The 20,964-nt window shown below is 38.9% G+C and carries 12 protein-coding genes, 2 tRNA genes and 2 pseudogenes; 12 read left to right on the top strand and 4 right to left on the bottom strand.

Annotation, left to right across the window (positions count from 1 at the left end):
* Window positions 1-103: 103 nt before the first annotated feature.
* The 3 genes from FJR38_RS01395 (at window position 104) to FJR38_RS01385 (ending at window position 2,229) form a co-directional block, all read left to right on the top strand.
* Window positions 104-225: transfer RNA gene (locus FJR38_RS01395), tRNA-OTHER, on the top strand.
* Between the two features lie 224 nt (window positions 226-449).
* Window positions 450-575 (top strand) — tRNA-OTHER (locus FJR38_RS01390).
* 52 nt (window positions 576-627) lie between these two features.
* Entirely contained in the window at window positions 628-2,229 is a 1,602-nt protein-coding gene (locus FJR38_RS01385) for a TROVE domain-containing protein (RefSeq protein ID WP_168493332.1), read from the top strand.
* Between the two features lie 351 nt (window positions 2,230-2,580).
* On the opposite strand, the gene cydB (FJR38_RS01380) is transcribed toward FJR38_RS01385, so the two are convergent.
* From cydB (FJR38_RS01380) to FJR38_RS01365, 4 genes and pseudogenes are all read right to left on the bottom strand, one after another.
* A complete protein-coding gene (gene cydB / locus FJR38_RS01380; protein ID WP_168534976.1) occupies window positions 2,581-3,594 on the bottom strand; it encodes a cytochrome d ubiquinol oxidase subunit II in 1,014 nt (337 codons plus the stop codon).
* A 10-nt stretch (window positions 3,595-3,604) separates the two neighbouring features.
* A pseudogene (locus FJR38_RS01375) lies at window positions 3,605-5,048 on the bottom strand (cytochrome ubiquinol oxidase subunit I).
* A gap of 357 nt (window positions 5,049-5,405) precedes the next feature.
* Complete coding sequence (locus FJR38_RS01370; protein WP_168534975.1) at window positions 5,406-5,654, bottom strand: hypothetical protein; 249 nt, start codon at window positions 5,652-5,654, stop codon at window positions 5,406-5,408.
* A gap of 297 nt (window positions 5,655-5,951) precedes the next feature.
* Entirely contained in the window at window positions 5,952-8,489 is a 2,538-nt protein-coding gene (locus tag FJR38_RS01365) for a TonB-dependent receptor domain-containing protein (RefSeq protein WP_168534974.1), read from the bottom strand.
* Between the two features lie 392 nt (window positions 8,490-8,881).
* Between FJR38_RS01365 and FJR38_RS01360 the strand changes: the two genes are divergently transcribed.
* The 9 genes and pseudogenes from FJR38_RS01360 to FJR38_RS01320 form a co-directional block, all read left to right on the top strand.
* Window positions 8,882-10,312: a cytochrome ubiquinol oxidase subunit I gene (locus FJR38_RS01360; protein WP_168534972.1), complete on the top strand. Its 1,431-nt coding sequence runs from the start codon at window positions 8,882-8,884 to the stop codon at window positions 10,310-10,312.
* Window positions 10,312-11,325 carry a cytochrome d ubiquinol oxidase subunit II gene (gene cydB / locus FJR38_RS01355; protein ID WP_168534970.1) on the top strand — a complete coding sequence of 338 codons (1,014 nt, stop codon included), beginning with the start codon at window positions 10,312-10,314 and terminating at the stop codon, window positions 11,323-11,325. Before FJR38_RS01360 ends, cydB (FJR38_RS01355) begins: the two co-directional genes overlap by 1 nt.
* 149 nt (window positions 11,326-11,474) lie before the next feature.
* Window positions 11,475-11,687 (top strand): chlorophyll a/b-binding protein, encoded by a 213-nt coding sequence (locus tag FJR38_RS01350; protein WP_168493346.1) that lies wholly within the window; start codon window positions 11,475-11,477, stop codon window positions 11,685-11,687.
* 250 nt (window positions 11,688-11,937) lie between these two features.
* The gene (locus FJR38_RS01345; RefSeq protein WP_168534968.1) at window positions 11,938-12,837 is read left to right on the top strand and encodes an MbnP family copper-binding protein; all 900 of its coding nucleotides are present in this window, start codon (window positions 11,938-11,940) and stop codon (window positions 12,835-12,837) included.
* Window positions 12,834-14,000 (top strand): methanobactin export MATE transporter MbnM, encoded by a 1,167-nt coding sequence (locus FJR38_RS01340; protein ID WP_168493350.1) that lies wholly within the window; start codon window positions 12,834-12,836, stop codon window positions 13,998-14,000. The genes FJR38_RS01345 and FJR38_RS01340 overlap by 4 nt, the downstream gene beginning before the upstream one ends.
* 258 nt (window positions 14,001-14,258) lie before the next feature.
* Window positions 14,259-19,751: a CHAT domain-containing protein gene (locus tag FJR38_RS27635; RefSeq protein WP_168534966.1), complete on the top strand. Its 5,493-nt coding sequence runs from the start codon at window positions 14,259-14,261 to the stop codon at window positions 19,749-19,751.
* 35 nt (window positions 19,752-19,786) lie between these two features.
* A complete protein-coding gene (locus FJR38_RS01330; protein ID WP_168493353.1) occupies window positions 19,787-20,143 on the top strand; it encodes a YtxH domain-containing protein in 357 nt (118 codons plus the stop codon).
* Window positions 20,144-20,166: 23 nt separating this feature from the next.
* On the top strand, window positions 20,167-20,622 hold the full coding sequence (locus FJR38_RS01325; RefSeq protein WP_168493354.1) for a DUF948 domain-containing protein: 456 nt from the start codon (window positions 20,167-20,169) through the stop codon (window positions 20,620-20,622).
* 157 nt (window positions 20,623-20,779) lie between these two features.
* A pseudogene (locus FJR38_RS01320) lies at window positions 20,780-20,964 on the top strand (TPM domain-containing protein); the annotation flags it as partial.

Below are 20,964 nucleotides of genomic sequence, written 5' to 3'. Positions count from 1 at the left end.
CTTGCCTGTAAAGGCCGACTTACTGAGGATTATCGTTAATTCATCGGTCGCAGGTTCAACTCCTGCTTACCCGCGCCAAAACTCTAACTTTTGACTTTCCATGTGGTGGGTAGCCAAGCGGTAAGGCATTTCATTTTATATCCTTATTCACAACCTTGCCTGCAAAGGCCGATGAATTGAGGGTTATCGAGACATTCGCAGGTTCAAATCCTGCTCCACCACCCAAAACAATTTTAGATTTTGAATTTTTCTGTAGTGGGTGGCGAAATTGGTAAACGCACCAGAGTAAATCCTTAATTTACTTTCCTTGCCTAAACAGGCCGAAAAGTTGAGGGTTATCGGGTTCTGGTGATGAAAATTTTGCAGGTATGCCTTCGGCACGCTACGCGAACAACTCCTGTCTCACTACACCAAACCTCTATTCAATCTAAAATCCAAAATCCATTATGTGGCAGGTAGTTCAGCGGCCTAGAACACCTAAAACATCCTTTTTCATACCTTGCCTGAAAAGGCCGACGAAAGAGGGTTATCGCCTTCTAAGCGGGAGATCGCAGGTTCAAATCCTGCCCTGCCACCTTCCACTTTGTGGAATCTCAAAATTGCCTGAAAAGGCCGGGAGAAGCAGCCATGAATTATAACTTCTTTACTAAAAACAAAAATACTACACCCCAAAATCAGCCTATTCCTGGAAGGGAAAAAGAGATGATCAAAGGGCGTAGTGGCGGCTATATGTTCGATGCTGGTATTTGGAAAATGCTGCGTCGGTGTCTGTTGATAGGAACAGCAAAAAGCACGTACTACGCTGGTAAACAGGAATTAACAGAAGATTTTGCTAATATTCTCAACCAAGCCGTGGCGGAAAATCCTGGACGGGTAGCCGAAGAAATTCTCTATGCTAGTGATGGCCGCGCCATAAATAACAGTGCGCCAATTCTCGCTTTGGTATTGCTGTCTATGGGTGAAACACCAGAAGCTAAAAAAGCATTTGGTGAAATTTTCCCCCAAGTTGTCCGCACAGGTAGCCATTTTTATGAATGGTTGAATTACACCAAATCTTTGCGGGGTTTCGGTAAAGTTATCCGCGAAGCTGGTAAAACGTGGCTATCACGGGAAGATGTCAAAGGTTTGGCTTATCAACTTTTGAAATATCAACAACGTCAAGGTTTTACTCACCGTGATGCTTTGCGGTTGTTTCACGTCAACCCACCTACAGAAAATCACCGTCAATTATTTGAGTGGGTTGTGAAAGGTTGGGAAGAGTTACCCGCAGATATACCCTCAGATGCTTTAGCGCAGATTTGGTGGTATGAATGGCTCAAGCGTAACCCTAGCGAAACTCATACCGCTATTTCTCAAGGACGCTTAACCCATGAAATGGCTGCACCTGTGGGTAACATGGATAAGCAAGCTTGGAATTTGCTCTTTCAAGAAATGCCTATAGGGGCAATGTTACGGAATTTAGGTTCTTTGACTCAATTAGAGGTTTTGCGGGCTGATGAAGGCGCAAATTTGCAGCGTGTGGAAGCAGTTCTTAATAACCGTGAACATTTGAGAAAAGGTCGAATTCATCCCATTGATGTTTTAAAAGCTCTCAAAACCTATCAATCTGGAGGAAGTTTAGGACGCAGTAAGAAGACTTGGAAACCAGTTTCCCGCATTGTGGATATTTTGGAAAAAGCGGTCGAACTGTCTTTTGAGGTGGTAGAACCGACTGGTAAAGTCTTTATGCACGCTGTAGATATTTCTGGTTCTATGGGTAGCTTGGTTGCAGATATGGGTTTAAGTTGCTGTGAAATCGCCACAACAATGGCGTTAGTAACAGCAAAAGCTGAAAAAAACTATGCAATTCGCGGTTTTTCAACTCAGTTTAAAGATTTGGATATTACTGCGAAGGATAGTTTTAGTTCTGCGGTTCGCAAAGCTAGTAACCAAAACTTTGGCGGAACTGATGCGAGTGTAGCTTATGACTGGATGATCAAGAATAAGTTTAAGGCTGATGTTGTCTGCTTTTGGACTGACTCGGAAAGCTGGGCGGGTAATAAACATCCTAGTCAAGCTTTGCAGGAATACCGGAAAAAGATCAATCCTCATGTTAAGGCTGTTTATGTGACTTTAACTCCTTACCGTATTTCTTTGGTAGATCCAAAAGATCCTTTATCTTGGGATTTGGCGGGGTTTGATCCGAGTATTCCGCGCATTATCCAAATGTTAGCTAATGACGATTTGTAAAGTTGTGCTGTATATTGTTTGATAAGGGATAAATACAACTTTATCCCTGATCTTTCCTGGCGGGTTTCCCTTGTTCGTAACTTGCCTTTTTAGGCCGATGAATTTAGGGTTATCATTGGTTAAAGTCTCCACCATTTTCGGGGATGAGTGGGTTCGATCCCCACACCCGCCATTTAGTCTTAATCCTGTACATCCTTAAATCCTGGAAATTATCTCGACTCCGCTCAACTACCGCGGAGTCGAAACTCGATAACCACCTGATTCTGACAATTTCTCTAACTAATACTAAAAGAAAAATCAAGATAGTAGTAGCTGACACTGAATCTAACAGATTTCTTATTTGATATGAATTTATTGTCCCTCTTCAGTGATGACCACCTTACCTCGAAAGACAAAGTAATTGTAGATGTTGTAAAACAACATAATTGGAATCAAAAACCCAATGAACGTAATCATAAAAACCATTGAAGTAGCAGAAGAAGCTGCTTGATAAATGGTAATAGTGGGGGGAATAATGTAGGGAAAAGCAATAAATCCTAAACCAATAAATGTCAGCAAAAAGATTAAAGCTGTATAGACAAATGAGGCAACTTCCTGTTTATGGTTTAGGCTTTGTAGCAGCAACCAAACCAACAACACACCCAACAAAGGAATCAGGGCAAAAATATAAACTTCTGGTTTATGAAACAACCTGGCTCTAGCATTTTCATAGACAATTGGTGTCGTTATGGTAATTAAACTTGCCCCGATGAAAGTTGTCCAAGCGGCTAATTTGGCAGTGCTAAAATGAGTTTCCTGTAATTTACCTTCGGTTTTCAGAATTAGGTAAGTTGAACCAATCAATACATAACCTTGTACAAGTGTCAATGCTGTTAATAATGATTGCCAACTTAACCAATCCCATATCCCACCAATAAAATGCCCAGCCGCATCAACTTTGATTCCTGCTAATACACCACCCAAAGCAAATCCTTGAAATAAAGCAGCAATAAAACTGCCGATTCCAAAGGCAAAATTCCAGAAACTTTTATTATCAGAATGTTCTCGAAATTCAAAAGCAACAGCCCGCAAAATTAACCCTACAACCATCACCATCAGAGGCAGATAAAGCGCACTTAAAATTGTTCCATAAGCTAAAGGAAAAGCTCCAAATAATGCCCCTGCCATCAAAACTAACCAGGTTTCGTTAGCATCCCAAACGTTGCCTAAACTGGTCATTAATAAACTACGGCGTTTCTCATCAGAAGAAGTCAAAGAGAGGATACCAACGCCTAAATCAAAGCCATCTAAAAGCACGTAAAGAAACAGAAATAACCCCAGAATTACAAACCAAACTTGTGGTAAAAAGTGCAGTAAAGCTTCCATGTAATTGTTCCTATTGCGGTGTTTCCAAAGGACGACTATCGGGAATATGACTCACAGATTCAGTAGCAATTACTGTTTTGATCTCACTTCCTGGTATTGGTAAAGTTAAATCTGGTCCCTTGCGAATAATGCGGCTACCAAAAAAACATGGCTGAGACAAATAAAACACTGTAAAGAAGGGCAATAACTGTGAGTGAAAATAATACTTCACCGGGTGGTAAATGAGAAGCTGCATCAGTAGTACGAATTTGTCCATATACTGTCCAAGGTTGTCTTCCTACACAGCGCACAATCCAGCCTGATTCAATCGCCAGATAGCCTAAAGGTGCAGCTAAAATCCAAGCTCGTAATAACCATTTTTGTTGAGTTATGTTGTTATTGCTCAATTTACCTCTGAGCCATTGAATAATACTCCACAGCATTAATCCAACTAAGAAAAAGCCAATTCCTACCATTAAACGGAAAGAATAAAAGATCAAAGGAATCATTGGGGGACGATCTTCTGGTTTCCATTCTTTGAGTCCCAATACAGGTTGAGACAGTTGAGGTTTGAGTTCTAAAATGTAACTTAAACCATTAGGAACAGAAATTTCCCAATCATTTTTTTCGGCTTTTCTATTAGGAATTGCTAATATATTCCATTTGGCAGATTCACCAGCAGGTACAGTTTCCCATTGGGCTTCAATTGCTGCTAGTTTGGTGGGTTGATATTGATAAACTTGATCGCCACTAGCGTGACCAATTAACACTTGTAAAGGAGCGACAAAAATGGCGATCGCTAAAACTATTTTAAATGATTTGCTGAAAAATTCTTGCTGGCGATTATTGAGAATATACCAAGCACTAATGCCGCCAATCACAAATAAAGAAGTCTCCAAAGTTGCTAAGAACATATGGAGAACACTATTCACCATGAAGGGATTTAAAATTGCCTGAAAATAGTCATTGACAATAAACTTCCCATTCACCATTTCTCCACCACTAGGAGTCTGAAACCATGAATTAGCAACCAAAATCCAGAATGTGGAAAGATTCGCCCCAAAAGCCACGAGAATAGTTGCTAAGTAATGAATTACGGGAGGAACTCGCTCCCAACCAAACATCATAATTCCCAGAAAAGAAGCCTCTAACATAAATGCCATTGAGCCTTCAAATCCCAGAATACTACCTAAGAAATCTCCTACCGCTTCTGATAATGGGGCCCAGTTAGTTCCAAACTGAAAACCCATTGGTAAACCTGATGCAACACCAATTCCAAAGTTGAGTAAATACAGTTTTGACCAAAAACGAGCATGATGATAATAAGTAGGGTTTTTGGTTTTTAACCATAGTCCTTCAACAACAATTAGGTAGATAGACATACCTGTAGTTAGCACAGGCCAGATCATGTGGAAAATCGCTGTAAATGCAAATTGCATCCGCGATAACGCCACGGTATTAGATAAAATTTCCATACTCTTGGAGGGAGTTATACAAAGAGGATAAATACGTAATCAGAATATACAGTAATATTTGTTTACATGGTATTACTTCCAAAAGTTTTAATCTTTGTAAGGTTTGACAATAGGTCGTTTGATACTTTTTTCATTTTTTCGTAATTACGTTCGCCCTGGCGACTAGAAGTCGCGCCTACACAGGCAAAACCCACCTCCGTGGGTTTCAAACCCTTGATTTTTTGTTAGTCCACGCAGGTGGTCACTGAGCTTGTCGAAGTGTGGAGTTGGCTTGTGTAGTAGTGAATTATATTCGCCCAAAACTTTTCAAACATCCTCTTAAACTAACCTAAAGCCCAGTCACTTTTGTGTTGATAATTAAGAAGCAAAGGAATTTAATATCCCCGTCACTGCATCAATAAATTTTTCTCCCCAAATACTTGATAGCAAACCAGATAATAGAATCAGGAATAATGCAATAACTAGATGAAATAAATTCAAATCATCTATAGACGATAATGAAATAGGAATAGTTACCACCAAGACACCAAATGCAGTACCTCCAAGAAATCTGTAAATAACTTTAGCAGTGGAACGTTGCTTAATATCAGTATTTTCTGAAGTCATAAAAGTTTCCTGAGAAATCGTAAACAACAGAATATTTAGCGACTACCAATAATTATTACATAAAGTTGACTTCCCCCTTACGTCCAATGGCTGCACCCCATCAGAATTGATTGGATAACTATAGCACTATAGTAATACAACCTAAATTATTGCGGTGCGATCGCTGCGGGATTTTGATTTTTACAGCAATTTTCGGCATTGCATAATGGTGGTATAAGTTTTGTTTCGGTGTTAGCGATCGCGTAACGCACCAAATTCTTGATCATAGTGCATTACCGATTTTATACTACCTATAAATCAAAAACTCGCCTTTATTTGCACACCGTACATTGCCGGATCACCAAATCCTGCCGTTACATTAGGCGGTGGGAAAAAGAAACCAGAGTTAATATAACGAGTGTCAAACAAATTGTTAGCAAATAAATAAATACCGTACTTTTTCCACTCATAACCAATCCTAGCATTCACTAGTACAAAAGGATCTTGTTTAATCTCATTCGCATCATCAAAATAATTTGTGCCGTAACCGCGCAATTCTCCACGGGCAAAAATACCCCCTGCACTGCGATATTGAATCGCTAAATTGTAAGTTAATTCTGGTGCGAGAGGAACACGATTATTACTATAATTTATGCCTGTAAATGGATTGGTATAGTTTTGAAATTTGCTGTTTACATAACCCACACCAGCAATTAAATCTAGCCCTTTTACAGGTTGGGCTTTTAGTTCAAATTCCAATCCAGTAATATCCACATCAGCGTTGGCAATATCGCGGAAAAATCCATCATTATCGGTTAGCAAAACTTGATAGTCATTCACATTAGTCCGAAACACCGATAAATTTGCAGTCAAGCGGTTATCCAGCCAGGAAGACTTTAAACCCGCTTCATAAGTCCAAGATGTTTCTTCTCGATATTGACGGGTTGCATCGTCATCAGCGCGGTAATTTAGTCCGCTGGGGCGATAGCCTTGGGCAATTGTCCCGTAAGCCATTAAATTTGGGGTGATTTGATACTGCAAACCAAAACGGGGAATCAAGGCGCTACTGCTGATTTCTGCCCCCTGTACAGACCCACTAGAAGTAACTCCACCAGCAGCAGCTTCAAAAAAACGACGACGATTCAGGGTGCTAACAGTAGCTTCATAACGCAAACCAGCAAATAAAGTTAAGGGTTCAATTGGTTTGTAGTCTAATTGACCAAAGACTGCATAAGTATTACGAGATTGTTCGGCGGAAACACGGTTACGTCCTGCTGGTAAACCAAATATGGCGGCGGCTGTTGCTGTTCGTTCTATAGTATCATTAACAACATTAAAATCACGCCCTTCATAATATCCACCAAGTAACCAGCGCAAACGGTCTGCACTTTCAGGGGACTGAAAACGTAACTCCTGTGACCAAACGGTGGAATTAATATCTATAATCTGCCTGAGTAGATCAAGTTCAGCAAAGTTATCTCCCAGGAAATTGGATTGATTGGTAAAACGCCGGGCTGTAATTGACGTAGCCCGAAATTTAGCACCATCATAGCCGATTTTCAAGGCTTGGGTATTACTGCTTAACCGCGCAAAACCATCCACACTTTGATCGATCTGAAATGGATCAGGGGCATTACGGAGATTATAGGTAGGGTTGCCACCATCGCTATCACTAGCATAGGTATTGAAAGACACGCTCCATTCTGGTGTGGGTGTCCAAAGAATTTGCGCCCGTCCTGCTACTTTTGATACTTCACCAACGGTGCGATTCAATGTCGTATTATCAATAAATCCATCCCGTGCGTTGTATACACCAGCTAATCGAAACGATAGTTGCTCAGGAATTACCGCATCGCTGAGGGAAAGTTGCAATTCCCGGCTGTTGTAGCTGCCATAACTAGCAGAAACTCCAAATTCCGGCGTTTGAGTCGGCTGACGGGAAATCACATTCACAACCCCAGCCGGACTGCTCCTCCCGTAAAGGGTACTTTGGGGACCCCGCAGGACTTCGACTCGTTCCAAATCAATCAAGCCCAGGTCTAAAAAGCCACCGTAATCAAAAGGGACATCATCTATATAAAAAGCTACAGTATCCTGGTTGGTAAAAGCATTGAAATTACTTAACCCTCGCATACTGTAGTAGTTGTATTCAGCACTACCGGATGAAGAGGAAGAAAAGGTAAAGTTGGGTGTGTTGTTGGCGATACCAGAGAAAGAACTAACTTGACCGTCTTCGAGTTGCTGACGTGGAATTACTGTCAGACTAAGTGGTATATCCTGAGCGTCTTCTGTCCGCTTTTGGGCTGTGACGGTTATTTCTATATCTGGTTCTGATGTAGCGGCAGATATATTTAAAGTTAAACCGCCGTTATTTGCACCTATCTGTAGTGTAGGTGCATCTTCAATTCCAGTTACTAAAACTCGGACTTGGTTATTTTCTTGTTGTGTAACCGTAATTGCAGTAATTCCCGCTGCTGGATTTTTGGCTGTAAACTCTTTTTGATCTGGTAAAGCTAGTACCGCATTTGGTATATCTGCAATTAAAACATTACCATCAATTAAACTTTCTGGTGCGGATAATTCTCCAATTGGGGTTTCTAAAACAACTTCCAAACCGGCTTCTGTTTCTTGCAGTCGTACACCAGTTATTTGCAAAACTTGAGATGTTTGAGATTCCTGTGCTAACCAATCTTTAATACTTGTTTTCGGACGTTCAACATCATTTAGTCGCGGAATATCTGTAATAACTCCACTGGGAACAGTTTCTGCATTTGCTTTTTGAGTTATCAACAAACAAATCGTACTTGCCACACTTATAAACACACACTGTTTTAATTTCAAAGCTACCCCCCACATTCCACGAAAAAATAACTAGAGATATTACGTCCCAAGTCTCCAGGTAGGATTATTTACTTTACCGAGTCAGTTTGTCAAAAGACAAGCCGTCAAATAAGATGTTTACCTAGCATGGACTATAGTTAAAGCCGAACTTACCCCAGAGTTAGACAGAAAAACCAACTACTAACAACAATACAATTCAACATTTATGGAACAGAGTAAAAGTATTATTGCTAACAAAATAACTGACAATTACAGCGATTTGATATACCAAAAATTATAATTAATCTATTTATTTTTACTCTGACAAATTGTCTTTTGACGAAATCATAAAAAAAGTCATAAATAGAAATATGGGCTATATCTACAACTCATCGCCCTAAATTTTGTTTATTCACGAGAAGGTAGTTATGGGATTTTTGTCAGACCCCATTATATTGTCGCGCATACAATTTGCCGTGACTAGCGTATTTCATATGTTATGGCCTGTCTTAACCATCGGCATGGCAGGTTATTTGGTAGTAGTAGAAATTCTCTGGTTGCTCACAAAAAACCCTGATTACTACCGTCATGCACGTTTCTGGTCAAAAATCTACATTCTTAATTTTGGGTGTGGAGTCGCATCTGGAGTTGCTCTTGAATTTGAATTTGGTGCTAATTGGTCTCCATTTTCTGTAGCTGTTGGTGACTTTTTCGGCACAATTTTAGGCTTTGAAGGCACAATGGCATTCATGCTAGAAGCCGCCTTTTTAGGCATCATGATTTCTGGTTGGCATCGTGTACCTAGTTGGTTACATTTGCTATCAACAATCATGGTTTTTGTCGGTGCAAGTCTATCTTCTTTTTGGATTATTGTCGCTAATTCTTGGATGCAAACACCTGCTGGTGGTGAAATGGTGAATGGTAAATTCATCGTCCATGATTTTATCCAAGCCATTTTTAATCCAGCAGCATTAAGTAGTTGGTTTCACATGGTTTTGGCGATTTTAGAAACTGCACTATTTGTAATTGGCGGCATTAGTGCCTGGTATATTCTTAAAAATCGCCATCATGCTTTCTTCAGTAAATCTTTCAAATTGGCTTTAGCTTTAGCTATTTTTGTCACTCCTCTACAACTATTTGTTGGTCATATCAGTGGTGAACAAGTTTATCACAACCAACCCACAAAATTAGCTGCAATAGAAGCAATTTGGGATACTATTCCCGCCGGAAAATCCGCACCTTGGACAGCGTTAGTTGCACCTGATATAGCCGGAGAGAAAAATCATTGGGAACTGAATATTCCTCACGCATTAGGTTACATTTTAGAAATGAAACCCACTCTTTCTGAACCAGTGAAAGGTTTAAAAGAATGGCAACCACAAGATAGACCTCATGCTATCAGTCTTATTTTCTATTCTTTCCGGATCATGGTAGGAATTGGCTTCTTTTTATGTGGGTTAATGTTGTTCAGTGTTGTTCAATGGTTGCGCGGTAAACTTGCCATAGAAAATATCACTAAACAACGTTGGTTGATGCGAGGTTGGGTATTTGCTGCACCTTTAGGATATCTGGCTGTGGAGTTTGGTTGGATAGTACGAGAAGTGGGAAGACAACCTTGGACTGTCTACGGAAAAATTAGAACAGCAGATGCAGTTTCTCATCTTCCAGCAAATACGGTTCTCACTTCATTAATAGCCTATACAGTTATTTATTTGCTGTTATTTAGTTCTGCTTTGTACTTTGGTAGTCGCATTGTTCGCCAAGGTCCAAATTTGGAATTACCACTACCAACAGGTAGTAATGAAAGAGAATTTGTGGGTGAAGTTGTAGGAACTAAAATTCAGGAAGGAGAGGTTTAATGGACACATTGGAACGAATATTACCGATAGTTTGGTTTGGTATTATTGCTTTATTTCTCTCCATTTATTTGATTACTGATGGTTTTGATTTAGGAGTGGGAATTTTAACTTTAAGACGCAAGAATGAGGAAGAAAAAGGCATCTTGATTAACACTTTAAGCAGTGTTTGGGATGCTAATGAAACTTGGTTAGTGTGTACTGGAGGGGCTTTATTTGGGGCTTTTCCTCTGGCTTATGCCACAATTGTTAATGCTCTGTATATTCCAATCACCTGCATGGTAATTGGATTTATTTTGCGGGCGGTTGCATTTGAATTTCGAGAACATTCCCACAATAAAACTTTTTGGAGTTTTGCCTTTGGCGGTGGTAGTTTACTAGCTACTTTATCCCAAGGATTAATTTTGGGCGGGGTTTTAGCTGGAATCAAAGTTGATAGTACAGGTGCGTTTATTGGTGGGATTTGGGATTGGTTAAATTTACCATCAATTCTCGTAGCTTTAACTGTCATGCAAGGCTATGTGATGATTGGTGCAACCTATCTAATTATCAAAACAGAAGGTGAACTACAAAAAACCTACTATCGCACAGCTTTATTATCAACTTGGGCGACAGTTATCGGAGCAATTTTGATTACTGCTGCTGTTCCCGTGTACTATGAAAATATACGCGATCGCTTGTTTCATCAACCAGAAGTATTTATCTTTGCGCTAATTCCTATACTGGCTCTTTTAGCAGTTAGCCGATTAATTTACAGCATCAATGCTCGTCTGGAGATGACACCTTTTATTTGGGCAGTTGTGGTATTCTTAATTACAACTGTGGGTTTAGCTTTTGTCATCTTTCCTTACATTATTCCCACCCAAATCACCATTTTTGAGGCAGCTTCTTCCTTTAGTTCTCAAGTTTTAATGATTACCTTCATTGGCTTTTTTGTACCGATTATGCTGTTCTATAATGCCTATCTATATAGGGTATTTCGAGGCAAAGTAGTTAGTAGTCATTACGGCGAATAATATCGCATTCTAACCGAACTTGATTATACGGTATACCGAACGATATTTAGTACGGCTTACCGTATTTTTTTTTATCATGTCAAGCCCTTGCAAAAAATATTTACGAAATGTTATATTTATTTACATAAGAAAACAAAAAGGAAAAAAACATGACAGTTAAAGGCTTTACTACCAACGAACTCGGTCAACTCAACAGCTTTGCAATTGAACCCAAAGTATATGTAGACCAAACCCCAAGAACAGGTTTCACAGAATACGCAGAAAAGCTGAATGGACGTTTAGCAATGATTGGCTTCGTTTCACTCATAGCTGTAGAAGCGATTACTGGAAATGGCTTGATTGCATGGTTAACAAACCTGTAAATCAGATTTTGAATCAATAAAAAAAGCATTAATTAAATTAGGAAAATATTAAATAATCTCACATGAAGTCTTAGTTTTTTAAACTAGGGCTTTTTTTGATTTAAATATGTAGCGATTTCTCCAAACCCACAAAATCGAAAATCAAGTTTGACAGCTTGTCTTTTGACTTAGTGATTTATTTAACTGAAAATTGAATACATTAGAGATACACCTACTTTCAGACTAAATTCATGTATTCATACAAATAACCATGAAACGGCAATTATTATTAACATCTACCACAATGGTAGGAATTATTCTGGCGGGAAATTTTTGGGGCGTTACCAAAACTGTAGCTCAAACTACCAACACCCAAGAAGTAACAATTAATTTTCAAGGAAGAGTGGGTAAACAACCTTTTGAATGCGGTAAAACCTATACTTTAGGTAAACCAGCCACAAAAGTTACTCCTGATGACTTCCGTTTTTATGTATCTGATATTGCCTTAATTGATAATAATGGTAAATCTATACCTGTGAATTTAACACAGGATGGAAAATGGCAATATCAAAATGTCGCTCTCTTAGACTTTGAAAATAAATCTGGTGGCTGCATTAATGGTACAGTCGAAACACGCAATCAAATTATGGGGACAATACCCAAAGGTAATTATCAAGGGTTACAATTTACTTTAGGTGTTCCTGTCAATCTTAATCATGCTGATTCTGTCACCGCACCTTCACCATTAAATCTGACTTCTTTATGGTGGAATTGGCTTTTTGGTTATAAATTTGCTCGTTTGGATTGGAAAACACAAACTCATAATTCTCAGATCAAGCATGGTGAAAAAAGTGAAAAAGCTCAGGGTTTCCCAATTCATTTGGGTAGCACTGGTTGTCAAGCAAATGAAGGAAGTCAAAAACCATCAACTTGTAGTAATTTGAATACCTCAAAAGTCATTTTTACCAAGTTTGATATTAATAAAAATGTCGTAATTGCTGATATTGCATCCTTAATAGGAAGCACAAATTTAACAATTAATCAAAAAAATACTCCCCCCGGTTGTATGTCATCTCCAGATGATAGTGACTGCAATGTGATTATGACTAATTTCGGTCTACCTTTTAATGGTAAACCTGCTGCTAAACAGAAATTTTTTAGAGTTGAATGAAATTATCTCGCTGGTTCACCTTGCTGACAATTTGTTTGTTCTCAGTTTGTTTATCAATTGGACTGAGTACAGCCATTTCTGCATCTCCAACTTCAGCATATAACTGGAATCTTCCAGTTTGGATGCCTAAACCAATAGTACCAGCCGATAACCCCATGAATTCCCAAAAAGTGGACTTGGGAAGACATCTTTTTTATGAGCAACGTTTATCAATTACAGGTGAATTTTCCTGTGCTGCTTGTCATCTCCAAAAATTGGCTTTTACTGATGGTAAAACAGTAGCTGTGGGAGCAACTGGGGAAAAACACCCTCGTAACTCTATGAGTCTTGCTAATATTGCCTATAACCCTGTATTAACTTGGGCTAACCCTTTAATTACAAAGCTGGAAAATCAAGCTTTAGTGCCAATATTTGGGGAACATCCAGTGGAAATGGGGATGGTAGGAAGGGAGAAACAAATATTAGCAATGTTGCGAGATGACGCGAAATATCGGCAGATGTTTACAGATGCTTTTAGAAATGAGAAAAATCCTCTTAATCTCAATAATATTACTAAAGCTTTAGCAGCTTTTGAACGCACTTTAATTTCCGTGAATTCTCCCTATGATAAATATCGCTTTGGTGGTGATACTAATGCCATTTCTCCAGCAGCAAAACGGGGTGAAAAACTATTTAATAGCGAAAATTTAGAATGTTTTCACTGTCATGGTGGAATTAATTTTACAGATTCAGTCATGCACGAAAAATTAGCCTTTCAAGAAATTGCTTTTCACAATACTGGGCTTTATAACATTGATGGTAAAGGTTCTTATCCAGCAGATAACACTGGTGTTTATGAAATTACCTCTAAACCAACAGATATGGGTCGTTTTAAAGCTCCTACTTTGCGTAATATTGCCCTCACTGCTCCCTATATGCACGATGGGAGTATAGCGACTTTAGAAGAAGTAATTGACCATTATCAAGCAGGTGGAAGAACTATTAAAACAGGGGAGTTTGCCGGAATCGGCAATACAAATCCTTTCAAAAGTGAGTTTATTAGTGGTTTTAAATTAAGTGACACTGAAAAACAGGATTTACTGGCATTTTTGCGAAGTCTGACTGATGAAGAGTTTGTTAAAAACCCTGCTTTTAGTAATCCCTACCCAGAGAAAGTAAAATAAAAATAATCGCAGGTAACTTAAATCCTACCTTCCGCACCCTAAATTGTCACACAACGGAAATTGGTCGTTTGGAGATATGGGATTGGCGAACTGCTTGCAGCAGCGCTTCCCTATCGCCTACGAATATTAGTTGGGTTTTGTCAAAAATCAAACATTAAATGTGGAGAAAAATCAGAAAAAACCGATTGTGACACCAGGGGGTGCGGAAGATGGGATATAATCTTTTGATGACATCAAAAGTCTGATATTAGAAATTTTATGCTACCAGCCATTTCCCTTGTCATTACAGCTTATAACCGCGATCGCTATCTAGCTGCTACTATTGAGAGTATTTTAACTCAGACTAGGGGTGATTTTGAACTCCTAATTTGGGATGATGGTTCAACAGATAGTTCCGTAGAAATAGCCCGTGAGTATGCAAAACGAGATCAGCGGGTACGGGTAATAGTTGCAGAACATTTGGGAAGAGGATTAGCTCTAAAATTAGCAATTTCCCAAACTACAGCCCCTTATATTGCTTGGGTAGACAGCGACGATTTACTAGCACCAACAGCACTGAGTGAAACTGCGGCAGTTTTAGATAAAAAACCAGATATTGGTTGGGTTTACACCGATTATTTAGATATTAACGAAAAAGACACAATTCTTAGCTATGGTTATCGTTGTCTTGTTCCCTACAATCGGGAAGAACTATTAAATAAGTTTATGACATTCCACTTTCGGCTAATCCGTCGAGAAGTATTTGAATTAGCGGGTGGAATTGATGAATCTTTAGAAGTAGAAGATTACGATTTATGTATGCGACTTTCCGAAATAGCAAAAGTTGAGCATATATTTAAACCACTTTATTATTATCGTAGCCATCCAAATAGCCTATCTTGGCAACGGAGTTATCAGCAAATCAAAGACTCCTACAAAGCTGTAGTTAAAGCCCAAAAACGCCGCAAATCTTGGAGAAGTTCTTTAGCTGCCAGTTTTATCCCTTTATTATTGGGGCTATTTCCCAACTTTGCCCAAGCACAATCAATTACACCAGCTAATGATGGTACAGGCACAATTATTAATAATCAGGACAATAATATTAATATTAGTGGAGGAAGTTTAAGCAGTGATAATACTAATTTATTCCACAGTTTCTCCCAATTTGGATTAGATGCCAATCAAACTGCTAATTTTCTTGCTAACCCACAAATTCAAAATATTTTAGGACGGGTAACAGGTGGCAATGCTTCTGTAATTAATGGCTTAATTCAGGTAACAGGTGGTAATGCCAATTTATATTTAATGAATCCAGCCGGAATTATTTTTGGTGGAAATTCTAGTTTAAATGTTCCTGCTGCCTTTACCGCAACTACAGCTAATGGCATTGAATTTGCTAACAATCAATGGTTTAATGCTATTGGTACAAATAATTATAGTAATTTAACTGGTAATCCTACAGGTTTTGGTTTTACAACTAATCAACCAGGTAGTATTTTTAATGCTGGAAATTTAGCAGTTGGGGAAGGGCAAAGTCTCACCTTATTAGGTGGTACTGTTATGAATACAGGGACAATAACTGCTCCTGGTGGTAACATCAAAATTATGGCAGTCCCTGGAGAGAAAATTGTCAGAATTACTCCAGAAAATAGTTTATTGAGTGTAGATTTACCACTAGATACACAATCTCAAATTAATCCTCAAGTATTCTCACCTCTTTCTTTACCACAACTGCTTACGGGTGGAAATCTTGCTGCTGCAACAGGATTTGCTGTAGAAAATGGGGAAATTAAGCTGACGAGTACAAATACAGTTATTCCTACTAATCCTGGTACAACTATTGTTAGTGGAGAAATATCAGTTGCTAACTCTAATAATACTAATAATACTACACCAGAAATTCAGATTTTAGGCGATCGCATAGCCCTATTCAATGCCAACATCAATGCTAATGGTGTCAACGGTGGTACGGTTCTGATAGGGGGAGATGATCAAGGACAGGGAACAGTCCCCATAGCAATCAGTACCTTTGTTAGTAGTGACTCTATCATTACTGCTGACGGCTTACAAAACGGTGGTAAAGTCATCCTTTGGGCGGATGATGCTACCCGCTTTTTTGGTACTATTAGCGCCAAGGGTGTTAATGGTGGTTTCGTAGAAACTTCTGGTAAAAACTTCTTAGATGTCAATAGTGCAAAAGTTGATGCTAGTGGTAGCAATGGACAAGCAGGAACTTGGTTACTAGATCCGACTAATATCAATATTGTCACTGCTGGTACAGGAACTTTAACTGGTGGTATTTTTGATCCAGCCACTAATAGTACCATTGCTCCCACTACCATCGAATCGGCTTTAAATAGTGGTACAAATGTCACTATCACGACTGCTGGTGGTACAGGTGGTAGTGGTGATATTACGTTGACTAATTCCATTGGTCAAACATTAGGAGGAAGTGCATCTCTAACACTGACGGGACGGCGATTTTTTCGGGGTCCCTATGGCACAATTAATATGAATAGCACGGGTGCATTGACGTTTAACATAAATCAGGTTAATCCAGAAACAATAGCACCTAATAGTTCAATTCAGAATGCCATTGATGCTATTGGTACTGTAGCAGGAGGTACAACAATTAATCTGGGTGCAGGTACTTATACAGGGAATACGGTCTTTATTAATCAACCCTTGACTATAAATGGGGCTGGTTTAACTAATACAATACTGGATGCTCAGAACAATAACTCTGTGTTTCAGATATCTAGTTCTGATACAGTTACTCTCAATAACTTTTCTATTCTTAATGGCAATGCAAGTTCTTTCTATGGTAGTGCTATTTATAACACAACCTCAAATACACTAAATATTAATAACCTTGCCTTCAATAATAATTCTGCTCCTTCTAACGGTGGTGCTATCTACAATTCAGGTGGTACTATAAATATTATTAATAGTACCTTTAATAATAATAATTCTGCTTTTTCTGACGGTGGCGCTATTTACAATTCAAGTGGAACTGTAAATATTACTAATAGCATTTTTAGTAATAACACCGCAATCAACAATGGTGGTGCTGTTTATAATTCTTCTGGTCAATTAACTATCAACAATAGTACCTTGAGTGGAAATTCATCCACATCTGATGGTGGTGCTATTTATAATTCTTTTGGTACAGTAACCATCAACAATAGTACCTTGAGTGGAAATTCATCCACATCTGATGGCGGTGCTATTTATAACCAAGGTGGTGACGGTGGTAGAGTATTTGTTCGTAATAGTACCTTTAGTGGTAATCAAGCAAGTGACGGTGGAGCTATCTATAATGATGGTTCTTCCAGGGATATATCTATAATCAATAGCACCTTTAGTGGTAATCAAGCAACTGACGGTGGTGCTATCTATAATCTTGCTGGAACTATAAGTGTTATCAGCGGTACTTTAAGTAGTAATACTGCAACTAATCTTGGTGGAGGTATTTACAACTCAAGTGATGGAAACATCTTACTTAAAAATACTATTGTAGCAGGTAATACAAGCTCTACAAGTCCTGATATTTTTGGAAGTGTTGATTCTCCGAGTAACTACAATCTCATTGGTAATGGTACTGGGATTGGTATCAACAACGGCGACAATGGTAATTTAGTAGGCTCTAATATTGCACCAATTGATCCTAAATTAGCAGTATTAGGAGATTATGGTGGTACAACTCAAACCATGGCTTTATTACCAGATAGTCCTGCTATTAATACCGCTATTTTAGATAATGATTTTACTACAGATCAACGTGGTATTAGTCGTCCCCAAGGTGCAGCAACGGATATTGGGGCATTTGAGGTAGTGGGTTATACTCTTACACCTATTGCTGGTTCGGGACAAAGTACCACTGTAAATACTACTTTTGGCACGAATTTACAGGCAGAAGTAACAGAAGATGGTTTTAATAAAGCAATTCCTAATGTAAGTGTGACTTTTAATGCTCCCAGTAGTGGTGCAAGTGCAAGTTTTACTGGTAGTAATACTTTAATTACTGATAATAACGGAATTGTATCTATTCCCGTGTCAGCAAATACGATTGCTGGGAATTACAGCATTAGTGCTAATAGCGGGATTTTGACTCCGGCTAATTTTAGTTTAACGAATAATCCCGATGTTCCTAACAGCATTACAGCTATAGGAGGTACACCACAAACAACAACTGTCAGCACTGCTTTTATTAATCAACTTGAAGCTATAGTAAAAGACCAATTTGGTAACGTTGTTCCCAATGTAACAGTAACATTTAATGCTCCTGGTAGTGGCGCAAGTGCAAGTTTTACTGGTAGTAATACTTTAATTACTGATAATAGCGGAATTGTATCTATTTCTGTGACAGCAAATTCCATTGCTGGGAGTTACAGCATTAGTGCTAATAATGGGATTTTAACTCCGGCAAATTTTAGTTTAACGAATCAAAGTCAAGAGGATAATTCTTTTGAACCCACAACAATTATTAACACAAACTTAGGTAAAACTTCCATATATAAAGAAAATCAAACCAATTTCCCTGGAGAAATTGATGAAAAATTTACGGCTGAGTTTAAACAATATTTAGCAATTGAAGAAAATATTGAAGTTGTATCTGTGAATGAATCCCGTGGAATCCTGTCGAAAATTAATAATGCAACTGGTGTTCAGCCAGCACTTATATATGTCAATTTTGTACCGACAACTATCTCAGGTGAAGCATCACAAATTCTCAAATCTGATAGCGATCGCTTAGAATTATTAATTATCACTAGCAAGGGTGAACCAATTCGCAAAGTCATCAATGTGACTCGTTCTCAAGTTATAGAAGTCGCCAGAAGCTTTAGAAGCGCCGTTACAGATAACACCTTCCGTCGTAACTATAAGCAGCCAGGAAAACAACTGTACGACTGGCTAATTCAACCCATAGAGTCAGAACTGCAACAGCAAAAAATAGATAATTTAGTATTTATCATGGATGGGGGATTGCGATCGCTTCCCATTGCTGCCTTGTATGATGGTGAAAAACATCTTGTAGAACGTTACAGTGTTGGTTTAATGCCGAGTCTGAGCCTCACTGATACCAACTATGTTGATATTAAAAAAGCTCAAGTTCTAGGTATGGGTGCTTCCACATTCATTGATCAAGATCCCTTACCCGCCGTACCTACAGAATTATTAGCTATTACCAACCAACTATGGACAGGAAAATCATTCTTAAATGAAAGCTTTACCCTCAAAAATCTCCAAAACCAGAGAAAAGAAATCCCTTATGGCATTATTCACCTAGCTACTCATGGTGAATTTCAAAGCGGGTCCGCAAGTAACTCCTATATCCAGTTGTGGGATACTCGGTTAAAAATGAATCAATTACGACAATTGGGTTGGAATAATCCCCCCGTGGAATTAGTCGTATTAAGTGCTTGTCGGACAGCCATAGGAGATGAACAAGCTGAATTAGGTTTTGCCGGTTTTGCAGTCCAGGCTGGTGCTAAGTCTGCATTGGCGAGTTTGTGGTATGTTTCTGATGAAGGTACTTTAGGATTAATGAGTGAGTTCTATAAACAGTTAAAAACATCACCAATTAAAGCCGAAGCATTAAGGCAAGCTCAAATTGCTATGTTAACAGGAGAAGTCCGCATCCAAGATGGTAAATTACGGATTTCTCGCGGTGATGTGAATTTACCACCCCTATTGAAGAGAATTGGCAATAAAGATTTACAACATCCCTACTTCTGGTCTGCTTTCACTATGATTGGGAATCCTTGGTAAAGTAGGTAATAAGAAAATAGGCTGAAAATAAAAAAATGTCTAACAACCGTTCTGGAATTTTTATTGGTGGTTTGATGTTAGGAGCAGCTATCGGCACTCTAGCCGGTTTGCTAGTTGCTCCACGAGCAGGACGCGAAACCCGTAAACTTATTAAAAAATCCGCCAATGCTATCCCCGAATTAGCCGAAGATATCTCTACTAGCGTGCAAATTCAAGCAGATCGTCTTTCTAGCAGCACCTTGCGAAATTTTGATGATACTGTAGATAGATTTCGGGAAGCGATCGCTATAGGTATAGATGCTACCCAGCGCGAGAGCCAAAATTTCAACAAGCAAAATACTGTTGATATCAGCAGTACCGCCGACATTGCCGATACTCTGACTCAAAACTAGAACGTTTATAAAATGGCATAACCGTGATTGATCCTTTATTTTGGCTGGGACTATCCATCCTCTTCGTTGCTACAAGCCTTACAGCCGTTTTGGTAGCAGCCATACCCGCCTTGCAGGAATTAGCCCGCGCTGCTCGCAGTGCTGAAAAATTCTTTGATACCCTTTCACGCGAGTTGCCACCTACTCTCAATGCTATCCGCAACACCAGCTTAGAAATAACAGACTTAACAGATGATGTCAGCGAAGGTGTCAAAAGCGCCAGTCAAGTTGTTAAACAATTTGATCAAAGTTTAGATAGCGCCAAAAAACAAGCAGAAAATATTCAAATTAGCACCCGGAGCGTCCTAGTTGGCTTTAAAGCAGCTTGGAAAAGCTTTACTCGCAAAAAACCCGTCAGAAGAAATCCTGAACGCTTATCAAGTAATGATAAACCATCTCTAACATTACGAGAACGGGAATCAAAAAGACATGAAGGGTGAATCAAAAATATTGACCATTCCCCAATTTCCCAATCAGATTTTGTTGAGATATCAATTATTAGAGTAAAGTAAAGAAGTGTAAAGAAGTATCACTTTTACCTTACTCTTTGAAAAGCACTTGTTCCATTTTACTCTTGACAATAGTATAAAAACGTTCATGCACCTGTGTTTTTGGCGACGAATTTTAGTATCAATTGCCGTATTCTGCTTTGCTGGCTCAATTTGGGCAATTAATTCTCCATCAGCCCTAGCTTATGAAAATCCCGATTTACTACCCGGCTTTGTAACACCAGTAGTAGATTTAGCAAAAACTCTTCCTGACCCCCCAAGAAGAACAGCTAG

Source organism: Anabaena sp. UHCC 0253 (assembly GCF_009712085.1).
Lineage (GTDB): Bacteria > Cyanobacteriota > Cyanobacteriia > Cyanobacteriales > Nostocaceae > Dolichospermum.
This window is presented reverse-complemented; position numbering and strand designations above follow the sequence as displayed.